The sequence below is a fragment of the Moraxella sp. Pampa genome (assembly GCF_035181385.1).
Lineage (GTDB): Bacteria > Pseudomonadota > Gammaproteobacteria > Pseudomonadales > Moraxellaceae > Moraxella.
This window is the reverse complement of record NZ_JAXCJK010000001.1, coordinates 543243-569597: the sequence shown is the minus strand read 5'-3', so window position 1 is coordinate 569597 and position 26355 is coordinate 543243. Positions and strand designations below refer to the sequence as shown.

17 protein-coding genes are annotated in these 26355 nt (G+C 41.3%); 10 read left to right on the top strand and 7 right to left on the bottom strand.

Going from position 1 to position 26355, the window contains the following annotated elements; genetic code table 11:
- Window positions 1-317: 317 nt before the first annotated feature.
- From R0123_RS02715 to R0123_RS02700, 4 genes are all read left to right on the top strand, one after another.
- A complete protein-coding gene (locus tag R0123_RS02715) occupies window positions 318-2084 on the top strand; it encodes a factor H binding protein domain-containing protein (protein WP_323843021.1) in 1767 nt (588 codons plus the stop codon).
- Window positions 2085-2171: 87 nt separating this feature from the next.
- Window positions 2172-3587: a porin family protein gene (locus tag R0123_RS02710; protein WP_323843020.1), complete on the top strand. Its 1416-nt coding sequence runs from the start codon at window positions 2172-2174 to the stop codon at window positions 3585-3587.
- 182 nt (window positions 3588-3769) lie between these two features.
- On the top strand, window positions 3770-5284 hold the full coding sequence (locus tag R0123_RS02705) for an acetyl-CoA hydrolase/transferase family protein (protein WP_323843019.1): 1515 nt from the start codon (window positions 3770-3772) through the stop codon (window positions 5282-5284).
- Window positions 5285-5393: 109 nt separating this feature from the next.
- Window positions 5394-6770, top strand: coding sequence for an FAD-binding oxidoreductase (locus R0123_RS02700; RefSeq protein WP_323843018.1), 1377 nt, complete (start codon window positions 5394-5396; stop codon window positions 6768-6770).
- A gap of 101 nt (window positions 6771-6871) precedes the next feature.
- On the opposite strand, the gene R0123_RS02695 is transcribed toward R0123_RS02700, so the two are convergent.
- Complete coding sequence (locus R0123_RS02695; protein ID WP_323843017.1) at window positions 6872-8470, bottom strand: carbon starvation protein A; 1599 nt, start codon at window positions 8468-8470, stop codon at window positions 6872-6874.
- Between the two features lie 376 nt (window positions 8471-8846).
- Window positions 8847-10130 carry an acetyl-CoA C-acetyltransferase gene (locus tag R0123_RS02690; protein ID WP_323843016.1) on the bottom strand — a complete coding sequence of 428 codons (1284 nt, stop codon included), beginning with the start codon at window positions 10128-10130 and terminating at the stop codon, window positions 8847-8849.
- Window positions 10131-10390: 260 nt separating this feature from the next.
- On the opposite strand from R0123_RS02690, the gene R0123_RS02685 reads away from it, so the two are divergent.
- The 4 genes from R0123_RS02685 (at window position 10391) to hpt (ending at window position 14687) form a co-directional block, all read left to right on the top strand.
- The gene (locus R0123_RS02685; protein WP_323843015.1) at window positions 10391-11761 is read left to right on the top strand and encodes a 3-oxoacyl-ACP reductase; all 1371 of its coding nucleotides are present in this window, start codon (window positions 10391-10393) and stop codon (window positions 11759-11761) included.
- 61 nt (window positions 11762-11822) lie between these two features.
- Complete coding sequence (locus tag R0123_RS02680) at window positions 11823-12707, top strand: MaoC/PaaZ C-terminal domain-containing protein (protein ID WP_323843014.1); 885 nt, start codon at window positions 11823-11825, stop codon at window positions 12705-12707.
- Window positions 12708-12815: 108 nt separating this feature from the next.
- Window positions 12816-14072: a serine hydrolase domain-containing protein gene (locus R0123_RS02675; RefSeq protein ID WP_323843013.1), complete on the top strand. Its 1257-nt coding sequence runs from the start codon at window positions 12816-12818 to the stop codon at window positions 14070-14072.
- A 96-nt stretch (window positions 14073-14168) separates the two neighbouring features.
- Window positions 14169-14687 carry a hypoxanthine phosphoribosyltransferase gene (gene hpt / locus R0123_RS02670; protein ID WP_416381515.1) on the top strand — a complete coding sequence of 173 codons (519 nt, stop codon included), beginning with the start codon at window positions 14169-14171 and terminating at the stop codon, window positions 14685-14687.
- A 325-nt stretch (window positions 14688-15012) separates the two neighbouring features.
- Here hpt and R0123_RS02665 read toward each other — a convergent pair whose 3' ends face one another.
- Together R0123_RS02665 and ilvD are read right to left on the bottom strand one after the other, a co-directional pair.
- Window positions 15013-16215, bottom strand: a complete 1203-nt coding sequence (locus R0123_RS02665) for an ornithine--oxo-acid transaminase (RefSeq protein ID WP_323843012.1) — start codon at window positions 16213-16215, stop codon at window positions 15013-15015.
- A 527-nt stretch (window positions 16216-16742) separates the two neighbouring features.
- Window positions 16743-18641, bottom strand: coding sequence for a dihydroxy-acid dehydratase (ilvD, locus tag R0123_RS02660; protein ID WP_323843011.1), 1899 nt, complete (start codon window positions 18639-18641; stop codon window positions 16743-16745).
- Window positions 18642-19452: 811 nt separating this feature from the next.
- Between ilvD and R0123_RS02655 the strand changes: the two genes are divergently transcribed.
- A complete protein-coding gene (locus R0123_RS02655) occupies window positions 19453-21087 on the top strand; it encodes a BCCT family transporter (RefSeq protein WP_323843234.1) in 1635 nt (544 codons plus the stop codon).
- A gap of 132 nt (window positions 21088-21219) precedes the next feature.
- Here the strand turns inward: R0123_RS02655 and nth are convergent, their stop codons facing one another.
- On the bottom strand, window positions 21220-21864 hold the full coding sequence (nth, locus tag R0123_RS02650; RefSeq protein ID WP_323842219.1) for an endonuclease III: 645 nt from the start codon (window positions 21862-21864) through the stop codon (window positions 21220-21222).
- Window positions 21865-22146: 282 nt separating this feature from the next.
- Between nth and R0123_RS02645 the strand changes: the two genes are divergently transcribed.
- Window positions 22147-22746: a 4'-phosphopantetheinyl transferase family protein gene (locus tag R0123_RS02645; RefSeq protein WP_323842182.1), complete on the top strand. Its 600-nt coding sequence runs from the start codon at window positions 22147-22149 to the stop codon at window positions 22744-22746.
- A gap of 136 nt (window positions 22747-22882) precedes the next feature.
- Here R0123_RS02645 and gcvP read toward each other — a convergent pair whose 3' ends face one another.
- Both gcvP and gcvH read right to left on the bottom strand, forming a co-directional pair.
- The gene (gcvP, locus tag R0123_RS02640) at window positions 22883-25726 is read right to left on the bottom strand and encodes an aminomethyl-transferring glycine dehydrogenase (protein WP_323843010.1); all 2844 of its coding nucleotides are present in this window, start codon (window positions 25724-25726) and stop codon (window positions 22883-22885) included.
- A gap of 236 nt (window positions 25727-25962) precedes the next feature.
- The gene (gene gcvH / locus R0123_RS02635) at window positions 25963-26343 is read right to left on the bottom strand and encodes a glycine cleavage system protein GcvH (protein WP_323842180.1); all 381 of its coding nucleotides are present in this window, start codon (window positions 26341-26343) and stop codon (window positions 25963-25965) included.
- Between the last annotated feature and the right edge of the window lie 12 nt (window positions 26344-26355).

Sequence of the window (26355 nt, the reverse complement as noted above, 5' to 3'; positions counted from 1 at the left end):
TTAAACGGTTTTTGTGATACAAAAGCCGTTTTGTTTTTTTTAGTAAGCTTAAAAAAATAAAAAAATATCAATATATTATATACAAATTTTAAAAATATGGTAATTTTTCCTTGATTTTTTGTGTTAATTCGGTAAGAATATAAAAACCAAATACCTGTTAGGGGGGGGCAATGTGTTTTTGGTGGTGCGTCATGCATCGTGAAGCATATATACTCCTTCTAACTTTCCAAAAATTTCCTTTCTTTGCGTCCAAATCTTTGGATACTTAGATGATTTGCTCCCCCTGAATTTTTTTTATCATCATGGAGTGGGTCATCATGTCTACAAATAATATGTCAAAAATCGGTACATTGACTGTACTGGCTCTAAGTATCGCTGCGTGTACCAGCAATCCAAATAGTCATAGTCCATTTGAGATCTCTTCTGAGATGTCTGGAAAGACGGAAACCACAGCTGAAAGGCAGGCAAGAATAAAAGCAGCACAGGAGGCTCGCCTAAAAGCCGAAGCCGAAGCGAAAGCCGAAGCTGAGAGAGTTGCAAGAGAAAAAGCCGAGCAAGAACGCCTAGCCAAAGAAGCTGAAGCAAAACGCTTGGCTGAAGAGGCTGAAAAAGCTCGTCTGGCTCAAGAAGAGGCTGACCGTATTGCTGCTGAAAAGGCAGAGCAAGAAAGATTGGCTCAAGAACAAGCAGAGCGTGAGCGTCAAGAACAACTTGCTCGTGAAGCTGAAGAAGCAGAGAAAGCTCGTCTGGCTCAAGAAGAGGCTGACCGTATTGCTGCTGAAAAAGCCGAACAGGAACGCCAAGAACAATTGGCTCGTGAAGCTGAAGCTAAGAGATTGGCTGAAGAAGAAGCCCGTAAAGCTCGTGAAGCAAAAATCGCAGATTTAACCAAAAAAGCTCAAGATGTAGGCTTGACAGCAGAACAAACCACCAATTATGCCAATGCCAACGCAGATAAGAGTGATGCAGATGCTAAAGCGGCACTAGATGCCATCGTCAAAGAAAATCGTGATAACAAAATTGCTGACTTAGCGAAAAAAGCAACTGATGCTGGTCTGCCGCAAACTCAAGCAGAAAACTATGCCAAGGCTCAAACTGATGCCACTGATGCAGAAGCTAAGGCGGCATTAGATAAACTTGTTGCTGACCGTCAGGCAGTCAAAGACGACCTAAAACAAAAAGCATTAGATGCAGGTCTAAGTGACGAGCAAATTCAAAATTATGTTGCTGAAAATATTGATGAAACAGGTCAGGTAGCTCAAGCAGCATTAAATGAAATTGTTAAGCAAAACAACAGAGTTAAAGAATTGGTACGATTGGCTATTGATGCTGGTCTGAGCCAAGATGTGGCTGATAGCTTGGCTAATAACAATAAGCAAGCGACAGATGAAGCATTTAAAACCATCGTCAATGCTGAAAAAGCCAAACAAGCTCAAGAGCAGGCAAATGCTTTAAAAGGTGAGTATGCAAATAATCCTAAAAATGAGTTAGTTAATAAAAACTTTATTAGTAGTTCTTCTTCGCGAAATAGCTTTACTAGTGCTGATAGAAATCATCAAGTTATTTACAATTTACCATACTCAGTAGTTGTTGGTGATTACCAAGGAGCTGTGGAGTATAATAATCAAAACGGGCAGATTTTTACAGATAATCGCAGTACAAACATCGAAGTCAAAGGTTTAAAAACCGCTGTAGATGCATTGCCGAATGAAGGTCGTGCTACATATTCTGGTCTGGCATTTAATGGAACGATAGGATTGGAAAGAAAACAGACAACAGACAGTTGGGGTTATCCATCTTATGAATATGTAGATGTGGTTAAGAATGGTAAGCTTTCTTATACAGTAGATTTTGCCAAGAGAGTTGGTTTTGGACGCATTACAGGCTTGGGCGATGATATTGTTTTGGATCAAGGGAGTGTTATTGATGCAGGCATTAGTTCTACAGCAAAACAATCATACAGATCAGGCAATTATCAGCTGAGTTTTTATGGTCCAACAGCCGAAGAAGTTGCCGGTAAGGTATCTTTTGGTAACAAAGATACAGTTGGCTTCGGCGGTACTCGTGGCGAAATCACCAAATAAAACCGTCCATTCAGCCCAAAAAAGCCGTCCGTGATGGTCGGCTTTTTTGTGTCATTGATTTTGATTTTTTTTTGATTGAGTTGTATTATGAAGCAATTTACCCTTTGTCCACTACTGCTGTCATTATTGCCTTTGATTGCCCATGCAACTGATGATGGCATTTATCATCAGATTCAGGCGGTGCATGAGCCATCATCTACATTGATCAATACATCGCCGATGCCGATTGAGTCACCCATCGTATCATCGGTTACGCCGTCTTTGGAGTCAGTAGGTGGTGATGTGCTTGCTGATGAGATTACACAAGCATTGGTACGACAAGATTGGGCGGTGCTAGAGCGATTGCTGGCATATTACCCACAGCAGACCATCTTTGATCAGAAGCTATATGATTATGCGATGGGTGCAATGTATCGCAGTCAGGGCAAGCATAAGCAAGCAGTCCAATTATACGAAAAAATCGCACAAGACCCCAAGTTATTATATCCAAGATTTGATTTGGCATTGATGTATTTTGAAAACAAGCAATATAAAGATGCCAAAAATTTATTGGCTGATATTTATGCTCATTTGCCACGAGATTTACAACGGGTGGCGTGGCGTTATTTAAGAGCGATTGACAGTACACAGCAGATAGTGCCAAGTGTTTCATTTAATTTTGAACAAACAGATAATGTCAATAACGCATCTGATTTACGCCAGATGAATTTGGGCGGTCTCATATTTAATCGTGATGCTGACTCACTGCCACAGTCAGCCACTGGTATCCGTTATGATATTGGCATTGCCAAACAGACTAATATTACAGGCAATCATTCCTTATACGCCTCCGCCGGTTTTGATGGGGTGCGATATTGGGACAATCCAAGTTTTGATGAATTTGGCACGCGTGTGGATGTCGGCTATCGTTATGCTGATGTCAAGCGTCATGCTGGACTGACAGCGTACAATAATCAAACTTGGCTTGATGATGATAAATATTTGCGACTATATGGCGTGAACGCATCTTTTGGGCAAAGGCTTAATCAGCATTGGCAAGCAAGCATCAGCCTATCACACGGACAAAAACGCTATGAAAATGACAATACCGCCAGTAGACATAATGGGCAGACGCTTGATGTGATTCCAGCCCTAATGTATCGACCGTCATCAGCATGGCTGTATCATTTTGGAGTGGATTATCGCAAAGAAAGTTTGCTTGATCCTGCTGAGTCATCAATCCGCAGGGGTATCCGTTTGGGTGCAACTTATTCGGGCAAGCAGATTGGCATTCAGGCAACCATTAGACACAGCCGACGAGAATTTTTGGCAGAAAATTTTTGGTATGATCAAGTTAGACAAGATACAGATATGCAGTTTACCACAGCGATTTGGCACAAAAAACTCAACTATAAAGGCATTTTTCCCAAGCTAAATTATCGTTACCAGTATCTTGATAGCAATTTGCCGTTATACAACCGAAAAAATTCCGCTTGGTTTATGACAGTAGAAAAAGTATTTTAGGCTACCATCAATTGTGATGGCTCGCTGTATGGTTTGTAAAAAATGCCAAAAATTGCTTGTAACTTAGGCGAATTTTGGCTAATATTACGCTGACAAACCCCAATCAATAACAAGATGGGCTGCGATAGGCAAATCAAGCAATTGATTTTTAATATCATTTCGTGATTTTTAAGGAATTTATTATGTCACTAGACCGTATCCGCCACGCTGGTTTGCGTGAAAAAGTAATGAGTGCTGAGCAAGCAGCGGAATTTGTTAAAAATGGCATGAATCTGGCCATCACTGGTTTTACTGGTGCAGGCTATCCAAAGGCCTTGCCAGCCGCCATCGCCAATAAGGCAAAAGCTGCTCATGCCAAAGGTGAGGCATTTAGCATTGGTATGGTAACGGGTGCATCTACCGCGCCTGAATGTGATGGTGTGCTTGCTGAAGCGAATGCGGTGCATTTTCGTTCGCCATTTCAATCCGACCCAACATTGCGTAACAACATTAATGCAGGCTTGACAGCTTATCAGGATATGCACTTATCCCATGTTGAACAGCAGATGCGACAAGGTTTTTATGGCAAATTTGACATTGCCATCATTGAGGCAGCTGGTATTACCGAAGATGGTAAAATCATTTGTGCGATGGGCATTGGTCATGGCACAGAAGCGGTTAAAAATGCTGAAAAAATCATCATTGAGGTGAATGCAGCACTCAGTGAAGGCTTAGAAGGTATGCACGATGTCTATGCTGAAGTTGGTTTGCCACCACACAGAAAACCAATTCCTATCACAGGTCCTTTTGACCGTATTGGTTCACCTTATATGGAGTGCGATGCTGACAAGGTGTTGGCAATTGTCATGACTGATGCAGGGGACCGTAATTCAAAATTTGCCGAACCTGATGATGTCTCTAAACGCATCGCTGCCCAAGTGATTGATTTTCTTGATCATGAAGTTAAGGCAGGTCGTCTACCTAAGAGTTTGCTACCGCTACAATCAGGCGTTGGTAATGTCGCAAATGCGGTCATGGCAGGTCTATTAGATGCACCATTTGATGACTTGACAGGCTATACAGAGGTATTGCAAGACGGTATGCTTGACTTGATTCTTGCCAAAAAGATGAAGACAGCATCGGCTACTGCATTATCATTTAGTCCAGATGCTTTGGCTCGTTTCAATGAAAATATTGAATTTTTAAAAGATAAAATCATTCTACGCCCCATGGAAATCAGCAATAACCCAGAAGTGATTCGTCGTCTGGGGGTTATTGGCATGAATTCAATGATTGAGGCAGACATTTATGGTAATGTCAACTCAACTCATGTCATGGGGACTAAGATGATGAACGGCATTGGTGGTTCTGGCGACTTTACTCGCAATGGTTTCTTCTCATTTTATGTCAGCCCATCAACTGCAAAAGGTGGTGCAATCTCTGCCATCGTACCGATGGTAAGCCATCATGACCATACTGAACATGATGTGATGTTCATTGTTACTGAACAAGGTATGGCGGATTTGCGTGGTAAATCACCAAGACAGCGTGCCAAACTGATCATTGAGAACTGCTCTCACCCTGATTATAAAGACATGTTAAAAGATTATTATGACCGTGCTGAAAAAGCAGGTGGACTACAAACACCGCACATTTTGCTAGAAGCTTTGTCATGGCATCAAAGATTTGTAGAAACTGGCGATATGCGTATTAAGTAATATGGCTTGTGTGCTTATACAATCTGTTGATACAAAAAATACAGTGGCAAGTAGCTACTGTATTTTTTGTATGTATTGTAAATAATCTTGATTAAATAAGGTAAGAAAAATGACCGACCGTTTTATCATTGCCATTGATGAGCTCAAATCAGCTTTTGGGGATAGATTAACCACCAATTTAACTGTTCGTCAGCAACACGCCCATACAATGAGCTGGTTAGATAATGAACCTGCTGATGCTGTATTAACCGTTACCGATAAATATCAAATCGCTAAAGCGATCAAGATTTGCCATGCCCATAAAATGCCCGTAGTTGCGTTTGGGGCAGGTTCATCATTAGAGGGACAACTCAACGCCCCTTGTGGTGGGTTGTGCATTGATATGTCTCAGATGACTAATATCATTAGTATCAATGCAGACGATCTGACCGCCACTGTTGAGGCAGGTGTAACTCGTGAACAGCTTAATGAGGCCTTGCGATATACAGGGCTGTTTTTCCCTATTGACCCTGGTGCAAACGCCAGCATTGGTGGCATGACAGCAACTCGTGCGTCAGGTACTAATGCGGTAAGGTATGGCACGATGAAAGATGTTGTGCTGTGTTTGGAGGTGGTTTTGCCAAATGGTGAAATCATAAAAACAGCTTCTCGTGCCAAAAAATCATCTGCAGGTTATGATTTGACTCGCCTGATGATTGGTTCAGAGGGTACGCTTGGCATCATTACTGAAATTACTGTGAAATTATTTGGACAACCTGAATGTGTAGGCAGTGGCGTATGTCATTTTGAGACGATTAAAAATGCCTGCCAAACTGTGATGACTACAATCCAATATGGATTGCCTGTGGCTCGTTTAGAGTTACTTGATGCCATGCAAATAAAAGCCTGCAATGCTTATTCTAAATTAAGCCTGCAAGAAAAACCTACATTATTCGTAGAATTTCATGGTACACAAAGTGGCGTCATTGAACAAGCTCAGATTTTTGCTGATATTATGGCAGAGTTTGGTGGCACAGACTTTAAATGGAGCAGTGATGAATCTGAGCGAAAAAAATTGTGGACAGCTCGGCATAATGCTTATTATGCAACTAGGGCATTAAAGCCTGAGTTTGAAATTTTATCAACAGATGCTTGTGTGCCAATTTCTCGTCTTGCTGAATGTGTTACTGATACAGTGGCTGACATTCAAGAACAGGGTATGATCGGTCCTGTGGTTGGTCATGTTGGTGATGGTAATTTTCATGTGCTATTGTTGCTTGATAAAAATAATCCCGATGATGTTGCCAAGACCAAAGGTATCTTATCTCGACTTGCTAAACGAGCCATTGATATGGGAGGTACTTGTACAGGCGAGCATGGTATCGGTCAAGGAAAGCGTACTTATATGGCATCTGAATATGACGAGCAAGCCCTTTGTGTGATGAAGCTGATTAAGCAGGCCATTGATCCAAACAACATCATGAACCCTGATAAAATTTGGTTTTAAACCTTTTAAATTTGTCAGTGAATGAGTTAAAAAATGCGAATCTGTATAGACTCGCATTTTTTTTATGACCGATTTTAAACCAATGATTTGAAAATTACTGGCTAAATCTTCGCACTCGTCGCTTCTTGACCGATCAATGACTCTGGGTCGCCTGCGATGCTCTCACGCTTAACAAATAGGAAAAAGGCGATGGTGATGATGGCGGTTAAACCAGCACCGATATACAACGACAGCGTATAATCTAGGCTAAAACCGATTTTATTGTATGCCAAGAAGGTACAACAAGCAGCCGTCATAAAGATGGCAGGAATGGTACAAATCCAATGGAATTTGTGATAACGATACAAATAACCTGCGGCAGTCCATAGCATGACAACAGCAACGGTTTGGTTGGCCCAGCTAAAATAACGCCATAGAATTTGGAAATCAACTTTTGAGACGATAAAGCCGATGACAAATAGTGGAATGGCAATCCATAGGCGTTTCATTAGTGTGCGTTGTTCCATATTTAAGAACTCTGCGATGATGAGTCGTGCTGCACGAAATGCGGTATCGCCTGATGTGATGGGTAGAATGACCACGCCAAGTACAGCAAATATACCGCCGATAGATCCCAGATAGCCAATCGAGCTGTCATAGACTACTTTTGATGGAGAGCCTGCGGTGATGGCATCTTGTAGCGATACCAAATCTGGGTAGAAAGATAAGCCGACAGTACACCAAATTAAGGCAATGATGCCTTCGGCGATCATTGCACCGTAAAAAATAAAACGACCCTCAGATTCATTCATTGCACAGCGTGCCATCAGTGGTATTTGTGTGGCATGAAAACCAGATAATGCACCACAAGTGATGGTTAGAAAAAGCAGTGGCCAGATTGGCAAGTCACCTTTTGGTTGTAGATTTTGAAAAAAGGATTCTACTGATAAACCGCCCATGCTATGATAAAAATAGCTCTGTGCATCGCCAAGTTCATTCATCACCAAGCCATAAGTCATGCCAAGCGACATAAAGAGCAATAATCCACCAAAAAATGGATAAATACGACCAATAATTTTATCAATTGGTAGTAGGGTTGCAATGATGTAATAAACAAAAATGACGCTTGTCCATGCGATGATGATGCCTTCTTTGGAGACGCCAAAAACAGTATTGGTGGTGGTGCCTGCGTTGGCAGTCATACTTTCGGCATTATCCACCGAAATCGCACCAGTTGCTGTTGTGCCAAAGACATCCATGGTGATTGAACTCATCAGCTGTGCAGGGCTTGCCACAAACACCACGCCAACAAGTACAAGCAATACTACAGCAAGTATGTTGATGAAATGTTTTGGAATCGTGCCAAGATATTTGCCCGTCAGATATGGCATGCTTGCACCTCTGTTACGCACCGACAGCATACCGCACATATAGTCATGCACCGCACCTGCAAAGATACAACCAAGAACAATCCATAGCATTGCCACAGGTCCGTACAGTGCACCTAAAATTGGGCCAAAAATTGGGCCTGTGCCTGCGATGTTTAGCAGCTGAATTAGCCAAATTTTCCCTTTTGACATTGGTACATAATCCACACCATCACCCATTGTGTAGGCAGGCGTGTCTCGATTTGGATTAATGACAAAAATTTTTTCAATAATTTTGCCGTATATAAAGTACCCAAGAATCAGTACGGCAATACAAAAAAAGAACCATAACATGAGTTGTTATTCCTAAAAATTAATGACAAAGTGTCATTTTGCTTGGATGATTGTGTAGAAAATGATGCGAAATTGCAAGGTGATTAAATGCCAAAGACGGTTTTTAAATATGGTTTTTAATTTTTACCATTGTGTCATAAAATAGCTAAAAATTATACAAATGTAAAGCAAAAAATTACGAAAAATTAACATTTTTGTAAAAAAGCAGTATTTTATTTTTCATGCCATAAATTTTTAAGTAAAAGTAAACAAACAGGGGTAATTGGTATTTCGATATTAAAAAAGCACACAAAAAATCGTGTGCTTTTTTAATTTGTAGATTTGTAACGGCTGGTTTGATGGTATTTTTTTGTGTCAAGTTGCTAAACAACTTAAATTAGCGTTCCAAAATACAAGTTACGCCCTGACCACCAGCGGCACAGATTGAAATGAGTGCACGACCAAACCCTTTTTGTGCAAGTAGCTTGGCAGCAGTGGCTAAAATCCGCCCACCTGTGGCTGCAAATGGATGGCCTGCGGCAAGACTGGAACCATTGACATTTAATTTATTGCGGTCAATAGAGCCAAGTGCTTTGTCCAATCCTAGGCGATTTTTACAAAATTTTTCATCTTCCCAAGCGGCCAAAGTGGACAAAACTTGTGATGCAAAAGCTTCATGAATTTCATAAAAATCAAAGTCTTGCAATGTCAGTCCTGCTTTTTGTAGCATTTTTGGTACAGCATAAGCAGGTGCCATGAGCAAGCCTTCGGTAATGCCTTCTTTGCCTATAAAATCTACTGCGGCTGTTTGTTGGTGTGTGATGTAAGCAAGTGGTTCATAGCCATGTTGTTTTGCCCAGTCGTCGCTTGACAATAATACACATGAAGCACCATCAGTTAAGGGTGTTGAGTTGGCGGCAGTCATGGTTGGGTTGGCATTTTTCTTACCAAAGACAGGTTTTAGTGTGGCAAGTTTTTCAAGTGTGGTGTCTGCACGCAAGTTGTTATCACGAGAGATACCCTTATAAGGTGTGATAAGGTCATCAAAAAAGCCTTCTTCATAAGCACGAGCAAGATTTTGATGGCTGGCATAAGCAAGTGCATCTTGGTCAGTACGCGTGATATCCCATTCTAGTGCAGTGATGGCTTGATGCTCTCCCATGGACAGCCGTGTGCGTGGCTCACCATTTTCAGGAAAGGCAAGCATTTTTTTGGGGTTGATTGTGCTAAGAGCGGTTAATTTTGATTTAGCATCTTTGGCGTTATTAAGACGAAGTAGGGGTTTTCTAATGCCATCGCCCAAGGCAATGGGTGCATCTGATGTCGTATCTGTACCACCTGCAATGCCACTATCAATGATGCCAAGAGCGATTTTGTTTGCAACAGCAAAGGCGGCTTGTAGTCCTGTTCCGCACGCTTGTGATATGTCATAAGCAGGTGTGGTTGCACTAAGCTGAGTATTTAGCACAGATTCACGAGTTAGGTTCAAATCACGGCTGTGCTTTAAGACCGCACCTGCGACCACCTCGCCAATCTGTTTGTCAGCAAGATTGTAGCGGGTAACTAAGCCGTCTAAGGCAGCACTTAGCATATCAATATTACTGGCGTCTGCATAAGCACCGTTTGAGCGGGCGAATGGAATGCGATTTGCCCCCAAAATGGCGACTTTTTTGATACTCATAAAAAACTCCTTGTTTAAAATTGACTCAGTTGATGTGTTTGATGTGATATAGCTTAGCACTATTTTGACAAAAAACCAAAAAATAACGCACTTTGTAACAAATATTTATCAAATGATATTCAATTTTACCCCATTGTTGGTGAAAAAGTTGATGAAAAACTGTATAAACCATGACAAATGGGTGGTTTTGCTGAGTTTTTATGTTAAAATGTAAATGCTATTTTTAGATTTTGAAATGACTAAAATTAAGGATTAAAATCATGAGTGATCGCTATGGTGAGTTGGTACAATCCCCTTTGGGTAAAAAAGTTGCCAAAAATCTAGGGCTACCAATGCCGATTAAACTTGACCGTTATGAAATTGGTCAGCCTGTCATTCGTGGCGAAGTGGCGTTTGGTACAGCTTTTGGCGGTGATGAGCTGGTGGCAAGCATCATACAAAATGTGCTTTTTGACTTAGATGCTAAAATCACCACTGCTGAACATTTGAATGAAAAATTAACTGACGAAAATGCCAAATTTAAAGTAGCGATTTTTGACGCCACTAACATTAAAGATGTAGATGGTCTGAAAAAGGTGTATGAATTTTTTCATGTACTTGCTCGTCGTATTAAGTCGTCTGGTCGTGTCATTATCATTGCACGCCCTGAATGCTGTACAGGTGGTGATGTTGGCTTTGCAATCGCTCAGCGTGCTTTGCTTGGCTTTGTCAAATCAGTTGGCAAAGAGTTTAAAAAAGGCATTACCGCCAATGTGCTTTATACACAAATTGGTGCAGAAGCTCATCTTGAACACGCATTGAAATTTTTCTTATCTGCTAAGTCTGCTTATGTGTCAGGTCAGCCAATCTATATCAAAAAAAGCGATGGACTTGATGAATTTACAGTGGTGGATTTTGATGAAAATAAGCCGTTAAAAGGGCGTAAAATTTTGGTAACTGGTGCCTCTCGTGGTATTGGTGCTGCGGTAGCACAAGTATTGGCACGAGATGGTGCTAAGCTGTATTGTTTGGATGTGCCACAAAATTTAGCGGATTTGCAAAAAATTGCTGGCAATTTAGGTGGATATGCCTTGCCGTTAGATATTACAGAGGCGAATGCGGCAGAACAGATTGTTAAAGCGTGTGGTGTCCTAGATGGTGTTGTGCATAATGCTGGGGTTACCCGTGATAAGATGTTGGCGAACATGAGTGAGGACAAATGGGACTTGGTGATGGATATTAATCTAAAAGCGATTCATACCATCAATGATTATCTTATTAAAAATCAAGGGATTAGTGATTCTGCACGCATCGTTTGTGTGTCATCAATTTCAGGTATTGCTGGCAACTTAGGTCAGACCAATTATGCCATGAGTAAGGCGGGTGTGATTGGCTTGGTGGAAGCGACAGCCAAACAATTTAAAGGCACAAATCAAACCATCAATGCTGTTGCACCAGGTTTTATTGAGACAAAAATGACAGGCATGATTCCGTTTGCCATCAGAGAAGCAGGGCGACGCATGAACTCAATGAGTCAAGGTGGTGAACCTGTTGATGTTGCAGAAACCATTTCTTGGTTGTTATCACCAAAGGCGGACGGTCTTAATGGCAATGTGGTGCGTGTTTGTGGCCAAAGCTTGCTTGGTGCGTGATTGACTTATTCAATTCAATAAATGATTGAAATTTAAACAAAAATTAAAAAATGGGTATCGTATGGCAGAACAATATTTTAAAGAATTGCCAAAAATGCACACCACTTATGCCAATGTCATCAAAAGCTTGATTCCTATTGGTGATAATAGGGCGACAACATTGCCAGAGTTGGTGTATCATGTAGATGGCCTTGTTATTGATGAGCATAACTTAAAGGAATATCGCAAAATTTGCGGTTTTATCAATGATGGGCGTGTGCCGCCGACTTATTTTGCGGTGTTATCGCAGACTTTGCAGATGAATATGATGGCAAGGCCTGATTTTCCTTTTGCCATGCTTGGGCTTGTGCATTTGGAAAACAGTGTAACCCAGCATCGCATCATTTATGACACTGAGACGGTAACACTGACCGTGAGTATTGGCAATCTTCAATCACATGACAAAGGTCAGCAGTTTGACTTTAATATGACAGCAACGATTGATGGTGAGCTGGTATGGGAAGGCGTCTCAACCTATCTTTCTCGTCAGAAAAAAACCAACCAAGAGCGTGCCGAAGCTAAGAAAGCTAAGAGTGTTGAGCCTGTATTACGACTTGAGCCCGATGATAACCAATGGGCGGAGTTGATTAATATTCCAGAGGATATTGGTCGCCGTTATGCGTTCGTCTCAGGAGACTTTAATTTGATTCATTTGCACCCCTTGTCTGCGCGTGCATTTGGCTTTCCTAAGGCAATTGCACATGGTATGTGGTCAAAGGCGGCAAGCATTGCACAATTTCATGATTTGCCAAGAGCTTACCGTGTTGATGTGTCTTTTAAAACACCAATATTTTTGCCGTCTAAGATTGATTTTGTGGCACGCCAAGAGACCGATGGCCGTAGCTTTGCATTGTATGCTGCTGGTACAGACAGACCGCATTTACAAGGTTGCATCACTTTTTTATAAATATCTTTATAGTTTTTATAAATGGCAGTCCGTAATCAATCAAAAACTGGATTAAGTTCCAGTTTTTTGTATTTTAATTAACCAACAATTGCAAAAAAGAGCAAAATAATGACAACTTGGGAAGATTTTTCTGGGGTATTAACACAGCTACAATTTGATGAACCGCTTGCAGGTGGTTCGCTTGTCATTTATCAAGAGGGTGTAGAGGTGGTGAACACAGCTGTTGGCAATGCTTTGCCTGACATGGCTTGGAAAGATGATGTATTATCAGTCAATTTTTCTATTGGCAAGGGTGTGATGGCAACGCTTGTGGCTGTCTTGGTATCAAAAGGATTGCTAAATTATGATGTGCCAATTGGTCATTATTGGGCAAATTTTGCCAGCAATGGCAAACAAAACATCACATTGCGAGACATTCTTACGCATACATCTGGACTTTTTAATATCACAACATTGACGCAGTCGGTTGATGATTTGACAAACTGGCAGACAATGGGTGAGTTGGTTGAGTCGATGACAAGTGATACGCCAAAAGCTCAGGAGATACATGGCTATGCCAGTGCATATAGTGCACTTGTTTCTGGTTGGGTACTTGGACATACCATTGAGCGTGCAACAGGGCAAACACTACAAGAGGTGCTTGATGAGCATCTGGCAAGACCGCTTGGTATTGAGGGGCAAATTTTTTATCAGTTGCCATCTAAAAAGGTGGGGCAGGTTGCCAAACCTGTGCGTTATTTTGAGGGCATGCCTACGGTCAAACGCAAGCCAACCTTAAAACCAGATACACCCAAAATCACTGAAATATTATCAAACCTACCCGCAGCCACCATTTGGAAAAAAGCTTTAAATGGTGTGGGTGTTGGTACAGCAATCATTAATAGATTATATTTTGATACTTCTAAAATGAACCTTGCTAATTATAAGAATGCACTCATGCCTAATGGCCGTGATGGCATGGAATACTATCACCCGCAGGTGATGACTGCCATGATTCCTGCGGCCAATGGTGTGTCAACAGCACAGGCACTTGCTCGCATTTATGCTGTCCATGCAAATAATGGCGTTTGGCAAGGGCGGGTATTGATAAGCCCTGAGGTTTTGGTGGATTTGCGTCGTGTGCAGGTCAATGGCTTTGATGCGGTCATGCCTGCCAATATGTGCTGGCGTACAGGTTTTCATCGTTTATTTAGTTTGCAAAATACGCCAAATGCTTATGGGCATATGGGTTATAATGGCTCGGTTGCGTTTTGTGATCCTGACCGAAAACTGGCATTTGCGTTCATTCATAATTTTGATACAACCATGCTTAACGATGTACGCCAGTTTGCATTATCAGAGATGGCACTTCATGCAACAAGCTAATCATGCAACAAGCTAAAACTTGATAATTTTGCCATGATGGACTAAAATATGAGTTTTATTTTCAAAAAAAGACATACCATGAATACAGAACCTACCATGAATGTAATGATTTCAGCCGATGAAATCGCCAATAAGGTCAAGGAATTAGGTGCAGCCATCAATGCACATTATGCCAATAGCAATAAAAATCTTGTTTTGGTTGGACTGCTGCGTGGTTCGGTGATTTTTATGGCTGACTTGTGCCGTGCCATCAATAAACCACATGAGTTAGATTTCATCACAGCATCTAGCTATGCCAATCAATCTACCGTATCAAGTGGCGATGTAAAAATTTTAAAAGATTTAGATGGCGACATTCAGGGTAAAGATGTGCTGATTGTTGAAGATATCATTGATTCTGGGCGTACGCTTTCAAAAGTTGTAGAAATTTTGCAAACCAGAAATCCAAATTCTATTGAATTATGTACATTGGTAAGTAAGCCATCTCGTCGTGAGATTGAGATGAATGTAAGATTTCTAGGCTTTGAAGTGGAGGATAAATTCATTGTAGGTTATGGCTTAGATTATAATCAAAAATACCGTCATCTACCATTTATTGGTGAGATTGGGTTGTAATTGATATTAACAACGAATGGGTAATGGCACCAGCTTTCTGCGGTGCTATTTTTTGCTTGAGCGATTTTGGGCAAAATACTAAAAAAATAATTGAAAAATAATTAAAAAAATAAAATCATGAGATGACTGTGGTCATGGCATGAATTGACCAAGCTGTGCTATTAAAAAATACTACCGCCCCAAATACTTTAAGGCGGTAAAAATTGCTAAAATATCAATGAGGTACTTGGCGGTATTGTCCAAGTACCAGTATTAATCATCAAACCAAAAGAGCAAAACTCATACCGTAAATAAAACAATGACGGTTGGCTTTAGGGTTTAAAATCTAGGCTTTTTCACTCAATACTTCACGGATTTTAACCAAGGCGTCATCAAGGTCTGCTTTGGTGATGATGAGCGGTGGTGCAAAACGAATGACGGTATCATGAGTTTCTTTGCATAACAAGCCAAGCTCTTTGAGTTTTTCGCAGTAAGGGCGAGCGGACTCGGTAAGTTCTACACCAATGAATAGACCACGCCCACGTACTTCTTTGATTTTTGGGTTTTGTATTTTTTTGAGTTCGGCCAAGAAATACGCCCCCAATTCTGCTGAATTTTCAGCAAGTTTTTCATCAATCAGTACATTCAAAGAAGCGATAGAAACGGCACACGCCAAAGGATTACCCCCAAATGTTGAGCCGTGCGAACCAGGGGTGAATACATCTAATACATCATCGTTGGCCACAACACATGAGATTGGTATGACACCACCACCTAAGGCTTTGCCTAAAATATACATATCAGGCTCAACACCTTCGTGTTCGCAAGCAAAAAGTTTGCCTGTGCGTCCAAGACCTACTTGGACTTCATCGGCAATAAATAACACATTGTTTTGCTTGCATACCTCAAAGGCTTGTTTGATGAATCCTTCTGGTGGTATGTTGATGCCAGCTTCACCTTGTATTGGTTCTATTAAAAATGCAGCAGTATTTGGTGTGATGGCGGCTTTGAGAGCTTCAATATCACCATAAGGAACCAGCTTGATGCCATCTAGCAAAGGACCAAAACCTCGTTTGTAGTCAGCTTCTGACGATAATGATACTGCACCCATAGTACGCCCATGAAAGTTGCCCACACAGGCAATAATTTCTGCTTGGTTGTCAGAAATTCCTTTGACATCATAGCCCCAGCGTCTGGCGGTTTTAAGGGCGGTTTCTACCGCTTCTGCCCCTGTATTCATCGGTAAAACCCGAGACTTACCTGCCAATTGGCAAATTTTTTCACTCCAAGGGGCGAGTTGGTCATTGTGAAAAGCACGACTGGTTAATGTAGCTCGTTCGGCTTGTTGTTTTAGAGCGTCAATGATTTTTGGGTGGCAATGTCCTTGGTTTACCGCAGAATAAGCACTCAACATATCCATATAGCGATTACCCTCTGGGTCTTCCACCCAAATACCCTTAGCTTTACTGATGACAATGGGCAAAGGCAGATAGTTTTTGGTGCCGTATTTGTTATTTTGCTCAATCAGCTGTTGGGTCTTGGTGGTCATAATTACCTCTTTGGTTGGTTAATGCAGATATTATTCTGCTTAGGGTTAATTTATTGTTTGTACTTTTTTTATTTGGGTATCGGATGGTATTTTACTCCAAATCTTGTAATCATTGCAGTTGCTTTAAAAGTATGATCTAAAACTAGCCTATGATACGCAATCAAAGACATTAACACATTAATATATCAATACTAATAAGCCTTGAAGTAAATACATCGCAAGCATTCTATGACTTAACTCATTTTGCAACTTAAACAAAAATCAACAAGTGGCTGTATTCCATTACCACCTGTGTTTGTTCATCTTAACCAAAAAGCGATAAATAAGCAACCTTTAAACAAGATTTGTGTAATGGCAAATAAATAGCTTAATGATTTTATGTGGTTTTTTTGTTTTGATGTTGTCAAAAATGAACTGATGCGTCTAAGTGTTACCCTTTTTTTTATTCAGTTGATATCCCACCTAACTTAACAAAAAGCCAATCTTAAGAGTTAAGATTGGCTTTTTGTTAAAAACGCAAAATCACACTACTCCACCTGCCCCACATCTCGCACCGCCCCTGTGTCGGCACTGGTGGTCAGTGCTGCATAAGCTCGCAAGGCTTGTGAGACATAGCGTTCACGGCTGATAGGTTTAAATGCCATTTTGCCCCTTGTAAGCTGTTTTTCACGGCGTTTGGTTAATTCATCATCGCTAATATCCAAATGAATACAACGACTCGGAATATCAATCACAATGGTATCAAACTCTTCTATCAGGGCAATATTACCGCCCTCTGCCGCCTCTGGGCTTGCGTGTCCGATAGACAGCCCTGATGTGCCACCGCTAAACCGTCCGTCTGTGAGTAAGGCACACGCCTTGCCCAGCCCCTTTGATTTTAGATAGCTTGTCGGATAGAGCATCTCTTGCATACCCGGCCCGCCTTTTGGACCCTCATAGCGGATAACCACCACATCGCCTGCGACAATTTGGTCGCCCAAAATCGCCTCCACCGCACTGTCTTGACTTTCAAAGACCCTTGCTCGCCCTGTAAATTGCCAAATGCTCTCGTCCACGCCTGCGGTCTTGACCACGCACCCTCGCTCGGCAATATTGCCAAAGAGTACCGCCAAACCACCGTCTTGGGAATAGGCGTGTTCTTGACTGCGAATACAGCCAGACTCACGATTGACATCAAGATTGCTCCACACTTTGTTTTGGCTAAATGCCTGTGTCGTCCGCACGCCAGCAGGGGCGGCGATGTACAAACTTCTTGCGTCCATATTATCGGCGTTCATAATGTCCCATTTGTTCAAAGCGTCCTTTAAGGTGGGCGAATGCACGGTAGGGGTGCTTGTATCAATCAGCCCTGCTCGGTCAAGCTCTGCCAAAATCCCCATCACCCCCCCTGCACGGTGGACATCTTCCATATGGTATTTTTGGGTGGCAGGGGCAACTTTGCACAAGCAAGGCACTTGGCGTGATAAGCGGTCAATGTCTGCCATTTTAAAATCCACGCCTGCTTCAAATGCTGCCGCCAAAAGGTGCAAAATCGTATTGGTACTGCCCCCCATAGCAATATCAAGGCTCATTGCGTTACAAAAGGCGGATTTGGTGGCGATATTTCTTGGCAACACGCTGTCATCGCCTTTTTCATAATAGCGTTTGGCAAGCTCAACAATCGTGCGACCTGCGGTCAAAAACAGCTCTTTACGCAAGGCGTGTGTCGCCAAAAGCGAGCCGTTGCCTGCCAAAGACAAGCCCAATGCTTCGGTCAAACAGTTCATAGAATTGGCGGTAAACATGCCAGAACACGACCCACAAGTGGGGCAAGCCGACCGCTCAATATTCGCCACCATCTCATCATCAATCAACGCATTGCCAGCGTCAATCATCGCATCCACAAGGTCAAGTTTACGCACCCTTTTGCCGTCATCGCCTATGACCGTTTCGTGTGTAGCGTTTTCGTTACCGTCTAGCACCGCCAGCACCTTGCCTGCCTCCATAGGACCACCTGAAACAAAAATCGTGGGGATATTCAGCCGTAGGCTTGCCATTAACATACCAGGGGTGATTTTGTCGCAGTTAGAGATACACACCAAAGCATCGGCACAATGGGCATTGACCATATATTCCACACTGTCAGCAATCAAATCACGGCTAGGCAAGCTATACAGCATACCGCTATGCCCCATTGCAATACCGTCATCCACAGCAATGGTGTTAAATTCTTTGGCAACACCGCCTGCTTTTTCAATCTCTCGTGCGACCAGTTGCCCCAAATCTTTGAGATGTACATGACCTGGTACAAACTGGGTAAACGAGTTAGCGATGGCGATAATGGGCTTGTCAAAATCACTATCGGTCATGCCTGTGGCACGCCACAAGGCTCTTGCCCCTGCCATATTGCGACCAGATGTAGAAGTTTTTGAACGGTATTTTGGCATAAGCATTCCTATTTTTATTAATAAAATTTTGATACAAAATCTTGGTACGATGATACAAAATAAGAAAGAGCGACGGCTGTCTTTTTTTGATCAAATGATTTGGGTGAAATCAATATTTGGTTTATTTTGGCATATTTTGATATTGATTATTGTATCATCATTAATGCACAAAGTTACATGAAATTTTTCTTTGTATGTTGAAAACTTTATGATGTATTGATGTATTTATTGTATTGGTGGTTGCCTCTAAGAGCTTCCTAAACAGCGTGTTTATGAGTTAAGAGAAAATCAAAACCAGATGGCATGATGGTCAATAACAGCTTGATAGGCGGAACTTTTATTTATTGTAATAATTAATGAATTAAAAAAATTTGTTTAAAATTCTAGCATCATTTTTTGGTATATATTAACTTATGTATATTTTGATATATTTAAGTTTTACAAAATCACAACTAATTAAAAAAAATAATAAATACAAATACTTAAATAACAAATACGCCAAAATATTTTTTGTTCTTATTGCTTTGAGTTTGCAAAAAACCACTGATTTTGTTAAGATTGCTTTCGCTAATTTTATAATTTTTTCATGATTATTTATTGAAAATTTATTTTAATTTCAAATTAATGGCGTCTCTTTAAATATTTAAATTGGTAAGTTTATTCTTTGTTTTAAATCGTTTTAAATCTTAGTGTTTTAATTTAAGTACTTTAAATGGATGTCTAAAACCAAACAATAGGAGTATGTATGAAAAATAAAAATAAGCCAAAGTCTTCTGCTGAAGATAGGCAGTTGCAACGAGATGAGGCTTTGATGAATGAAGGTCTTGCGATTGAAAGATTTTTGGTATTTCCGAAGGTCAGCCGTCCTGTTTTTATCACCTCAATGATGCTGATTGTCATTTTTATGATATTTGGTTCGTTATTTAGCGAATTTGCAGGGCAACTATTTGGCGATTTGCAAGCTTTGATCACCAGACATTTTGGATTTATGTTCATTGTTTTGATGAATGTCGCTCTTGTGTTTTGCTTGTATGTGGCACTAAGTCGTTATGGTGACATTCGTCTGGGTGCACAGACCGAGACGCCAGAGTACAGTTTTGGTTCTTGGATTGGTATGTTATTTTCAGCAGGTATTGGTATTGGCTTGCTTTATTGGGGAACGGCCGAGCCATTATATCACTTTATCAAACCACCGCTTGGTGAGTCAGGTACGATTGAAAGTGCTAAGCAAGCCATGCAATTATCATTTTTGCACTGGGGGCTACATGCGTGGGCGGTATACGCAGTGGTGGCACTGGCTTTGGCGTATTTTCATTATCGCCGTGGTCTGCCATTGTCCATTCGTTCGGTGTTGTTTCCCATCATCGGTAAAAATATTTATGGTAAGTGGGGTCATGCGGTAGATATTTTGGCGGTATTTGGCACAATGTTTGGTGTGGTAACGAGTCTGGGTCTGGGTGTGATGCAGCTTGAAACAGGGCTTGGGCAGATGTTTGGCATTCAGCCAAGTTTGGTGTTTAAGGTTGCGTTGATTGCAGCAATTACAGCGTGTGCAGGATTTTCGGTCATGGCAGGGCTGGATAAAGGGGTAAAACGCCTGAGTGATATTACCATTATTGGCACGCTCATCATACTGGCTTTTATGATAATTGCTGGTCCAACGCAGTTTATTTTAGACAGTTTTGTTGAAAATATTGGTCATTATGCAGGTGATTTGATTACGCTAGGTCTTTGGAATGAAGCGTATATGGATACTGATTGGCAGGCATCGTGGACAATTTTTTATTGGGCTTGGTGGGTAAGTTGGTCGCCATTTGTGGGTATTTTTATTGCTCGCATTTCTCGTGGTCGTACAATTCGTGAGTTTATTTTTGGTGTATTATTCGTACCGATGTTGTTGCTATTTTTATGGTTTACAACTTTTGGTGGTGTGGCAATTCATATGGAGCTTGCAGGTGATTATGGCTTATCTACAGCGGTATTAAATGACTCAGGCAGTGCCATTTTTAAGTTTATTGAATATTATCCAATGACACAAGGTTTGGTAGTGGTGATTTTGGTGATGATTGTGCTATGGTTTGTCACATCGGCAGATTCGGCCAGCTTAGTGGTGGATATGCTTACTGCTGGTGGCAACACCAATCCACCTAAAATTCAACGCTTATTTTGGGTAAGTTCAGAAGGTGTGATTGCGGCCATCTTAATGGCAGCAGGAGGGCTTGCTGCTCTACAGGCAGCGGCAATTGTCGCAGGCTTGCCATTTGCTTTTGTCATCTTTGTGATGATGTATTGTTTGATTCGTGGATTGGGTAGAGACCGTTTGACCTTGTATCGTAATGGTCAATGGTATATCACCGAAGAGTCTGCTGAGCATAACAGTGCCAACGAAATGGTTGATGAGCATCTACTGCCAGGTCCACCTGCACTTAAAAAGACAGATGATTAAGTAATTAATTGTATGTCTTAAAAAAAATCGGACAGCAATAAAGCGTCCGATTTTTTTAATCATAATCATCAGTATGGTAAAATTTATCAGAACTGATCAGATGTTTTTGAATGTTGGTGAAAATGATTGGTTTTATGATTCTGCCCACTTGTGTTTATCTTTAAACATACATTCATGAAATACAACACATGAACCACATTTTGGGCTTCTGGCCATACAGGTATAGCGACCATGCAAGATTAAATAATGATGAGCATCTACAAGATATTGTGTTGGAATGCGTTTCATTAGGGCATTTTCTACCGCCAGTACAGTTTTGCCAGTCGCCAGTCCTGTGCGATTACCAACCCGAAAAATATGCGTATCAACTGCCATGACAGGTTCACCAAACGCTGTATTGAGTACAACATTGGCGGTTTTTCGTCCAACACCTGCCAGTGCTTCAAGTTCTGCTCGTGTACACGGTACTTGCCCATGATGCTTTTCAATTAAATCTTGACAGGTCTTAATGACATTGCTTGCTTTTGAATTGTACAGTCCAATAGAGTTGATGTAAGATTTTAAACCGTCCAAACCCAAATTTAATATTGCCTGTGGGGTGTTTGCTATTGGAAAAAGTTTAGCAGTTGCAATATTTACGCTTTTGTCGGTGGCTTGGGCAGACAGCATGACAGCAATTAATAATTCAAACTCATTAGAATAGTTTAATTCAGTAACAGGCTCTTTGATGTGCTGGCTTAATTTTTCAAAAAATTTTAAACGATTGTCACGGTTCATCGAACGAGATGGCGGTGTATCGGCTGTTTTTGTGATTTTAAGTTTTGATTTTTTACCAGATGTTGGTGTGGGTTTTGTGATGGGCATGGCAGACTAAATTGAATAACAAATGTGATGACACGGTTATTATAACATGGCTGATGGGTGAAAATATGTTTTGAAAATTGGTAAAATCAAAAATTAAAATAAATTTCTTGAAATTTATTGGGCTTTGCAGTAATTTTTACAGCGACTTTTGTGGTAAATTGTGTGCGTTGAGAAATGGTTTTGGAAAAATAGAGTATGATGTATGTCCACTTTGAGAAGTTGGTCAATATTGCAAATAATGCCAAAAATCTGAATGATAAAATCCAATTAAAATCAGATATTTATCAATATCGGCATCAGATATTAAGTCAATTTGCTATTAACAATGACTTGCTTATGCCTGTTTATGATCAACAAATGAATGGCAAGCCTGTTGTTGTCAATAGCCATTTGGTATTCAACCAATCTCATGATGATGATAATTACGCTCTTGTTTTATCTCTTGATGTGCATGAAATCGGTGTGGACATTGAATGTGTAAATAGAGTGGTAAATGCCAAGCGACTCGCTGAGCGATTTTTTCATGCAGATGAGTACGCACTTTGGCAAGAAAGAGGGTGTGGCCGTGAGCTTTGGTTTAAGATTTGGACGATAAAAGAAGCGGTGTTAAAAGCTAACGGACTGGGGATTCGGCTAAATTTGAATGAACTTAATGCTAAATTTACCAATAATAATCAGGGTGTGGTTCATCACAAAAAAATTGGTTGTTATCGCTTTGAGTGCATTGCTCTTGATCATCATGTCATGACAATTGCTTATGCAAGTGATGATTGGCAAGCGTGGCAATTTTATTGATTGTTGATGCTAAGTTAAGGCCATCAATGGTGGGGCGGTTTGTCGGATAGACCAAAAAAGCATCAGTACCATTTAGCCATTTAAAGGTGTGGTGGTATTGATGCTTTTGTTGTTTGGTTTGGATTATTATGACAAATCAATCTTCGTAGTTGTCAATGCTAGGGCAGGAGCAAATCAAATTTTTATCTCCATACACATCATCAACACGCCCCACGCTTGGCCAGAATTTGTGAGCCTTGATGTATGGTAATGGAAATGCTGCCACTTCACGACCATACGGTCTGTCCCAGTCGCCTACAATCACATTTTGGGTGTGTGGAGCATTCACCAGTGGGTTATTAGTAGCCGTCCAACCATCAGTTCCTGCCTTAACTTTTAGTGCCTCTTGCTTGATTTGCTTTAATGCGTCAATGAAGCGATCAAGCTCATCAATGCTTTCAGACTCGGTTGGTTCAATCATAAGCGTGCCAGCAACAGGGAAACTCATTGTTGGAGCATGAAAACCATAATCCATTAGGCGTTTGGCAATGTCGGTCTCGGTAATGCCCGTCTCTTCTTTTAGTGGGCGAATGTCAATGATGCACTCGTGAGCCACCCGACCATTTTTACCTGTATATAGTACAGGGTAGTCGTCTTTGAGACTTGTTGCGATATAATTGGCATTTAAGAGTGCTTGCTTGGTTGCAGATAGTAGCCCATCATGCCCCATCATAGTAATGTACATCCATGAGATTGGCAAAATGCTTGCAGAGCCATATGGGGCCGCTGATACCGCAGAATGAGCGTTTTGGGCATTAAAGACAGGATTGACCGAATGGCTTGCGATGAATGGTGCCAAGTGTGATTTCATGCCAATAGGACCCATACCAGGGCCACCGCCACCATGTGGAATACAGAAAGTTTTATGTAGGTTCATGTGCAGTACATCTGCACCAACATCAGCAGGTTGCATGATACCAACCTGTGCATTCATGTTGGCACCGTCCATATATACTTGCCCACCGTGCTGATGAATCAAATCACAAATATCACGAATGCCTTCTTCAAATACACCATGTGTAGAGGGGTAGGTAATCATCAATGCGCCCAATTTGTCTGAATGTTGTTCGCATTTGGCGGTTAAATCTGCAAAGTCCACATTGCCGTTGTCGTCGGTTGCCACAACAACAACTTGCATACCCATCATTTGGGCAGTGGCAGGGTTTGTGCCATGTGCTGAGCGAGGAATCAGACAAACGGTTCTATCATTTTGCCCTAGACTTTCATGGTAGCGACGAATGGCCAATAGCCCTGCATATTCACCAGATGCCCCAGAGTTGGGCTGCATGGAAATTTCATCAAATCCTGTGATTGCCTTTAATTGTTCTTGTAAACTGGCAATCATTTCAACATAACCTACCGTGTCTTCAGCAGGGGCAAATGGGTGTACATTGGCAAATTCATTCCAAGTAATCGGCAGCATTTCACTGGTTGCGTTTAGCTTCATTGTACAAGAACCTAATGAAATCATAGAGCGATTCATTGCCAAATCCTTGTCTTCTAATGATTTTAGATAGCGAAGCATTTGGTGTTCGGTATGATAAGAATTAAAAGTAGGATGTGTTAAAATGGCATCATGACGCAGATGATCTTGTAGAACGCTTGCTACTGTCAATTGGCCGCTGACACCAAAAATTTCGCAAAGCTCATTAAAATCACGCTCATCCGATAATTCATGGAATGATACGCCTACCAATTCGTCTTTGTGAAAAAGGTTGTAACCTTTGTCCTTAGCCGCTTTTACCAGTTCTTGGGCTTTGTCTGTTTTGATGGTAATAGTATCAAAAAAGACATTGCTGATGGTTTGATGGTCATTTTTAACGGCATGATAAAACGCCACTGCCAAGGCATGAATGCGAGTTGCAATGCGTTTTAAGCCAACAGGGCCGTGATAAACTGCATACATACCAGCTAGGTTTGCCAGCAATACTTGGCTTGTACAAATGTTTGAGTTGGCTTTTTCACGGCGAATGTGCTGTTCACGAGTTTGTAGTGCCATGCGTAAAGCAATGTTGCCTTGTGCATCTTTTGATACACCAATGATACGGCCAGGAGCAGAGCGTTTGTCTTTATCTTTAAAAGCAAAGTAGGCAGCGTGTGGACCGCCAAAGCCCATAGGGATACCAAATCTTTGGGTGCTACCCAAAGCAATGTCTGCCCCCATACTGGCAGGGCTTTTAAGTAATACAAGACTCATGATGTCGGCAGCCACAATCCCATAAGCTCCCTTATCCTTGACAGCTGTGATGGCATCGGTCAGATCAATAACATCACCATCTTTACCGATGTATTGAAAATATGCACCAAAGAATTCACCATTTTTGGCGGTTTCAAAGTTGCCCACCACCACCTCAAAGCCAAAATATTTGGCACGGGTTTTGATGACATCGAGAGTTTGAGGATAGGTGCGTTCGTCCACGAAAAACAGATTGGATTTTGATTTACTGCATCGTTTTGCCATTGCCATTGCCTCAGCTGCTGCTGTGGCTTCATCTAGCAAACTTGCTCCTGCTAGGTCCATGCCTGTCAAATCGACACATACTTGTTGGAAATTTAACAAGGCTTCTAGGCGACCTTGGGCAATCTCGGCTTGATAGGGCGTGTAGGCAGTATACCAGCCAGGGTTTTCTAGTACATTTCTTTGAATCACCGCAGGCAATCTGGCAGGCGAGTAACCTTGTCCGATATAACTTTTGGCAACGGTGATTTTGTCCGCCATGGCACGCAGTTTGGCAAGGGCATTATGCTCGCTCATTGCAGGGGGTAAATCAAGCTCTTTATTTAAGCGTACCGATTGGGGGACGACACTGTCTACAAAGCTATCTAGGTCTTTTGCACCAACGGTTGCAAGCAATTTATCTTGTGCGGTTTTGTCATTGCCCAGATGACGATGAACAAAAGCGTTTTCGTAAAATAGGTCGGAAAAATTATTAAATGACATAAATAATCCTTGATTTAAGGTTGGGTTAAATTTAATTGAAAATACTATTTTTGCAATAAGATTTTAAATTAAATCTAAGTTAGTAATGTATGGACCACACACCATATTCAACTAAAACAATCTTGAATCATTGGTGTGCGGTATGCTATGTGCTTTGGGCTAAAATTAGTTTTTATTTAGCCTAAGATAACCAAAAACAAGCGTAAATTATTAAAACTTACGCTTGTTTTATTGAATTATAGACTTTCTTCGTATTCGTCGGCACTCATTAGACTGTCATAGTCGCTTGGGTTGGCAGGTTTGATTTTAAAGAACCATGCTTTGCCGTATGGGTCTTCGTTAGCAAGCTCTGGAGCATCTACCAACTCTTCGTTAATCTCAATGATTGTGCCTGCGATGGGGGCGTAGACATCACTTGCCGCTTTGACTGACTCAACAACAGCGATTTCTTGGTCGGCTTCAACTTCTGCATCTACTTCTGGCAACTCTACAAACACCACATCGCCAAGTAAATCTTGGGCGTGATCAGTGATGCCAACGGTGATTGTGCCATCAGCTTCTAGTTTTAGCCATTCATGGCTGGCGACATATTTTAGGTCGGCGGGGATATTACTCATAAAAACTCCTAG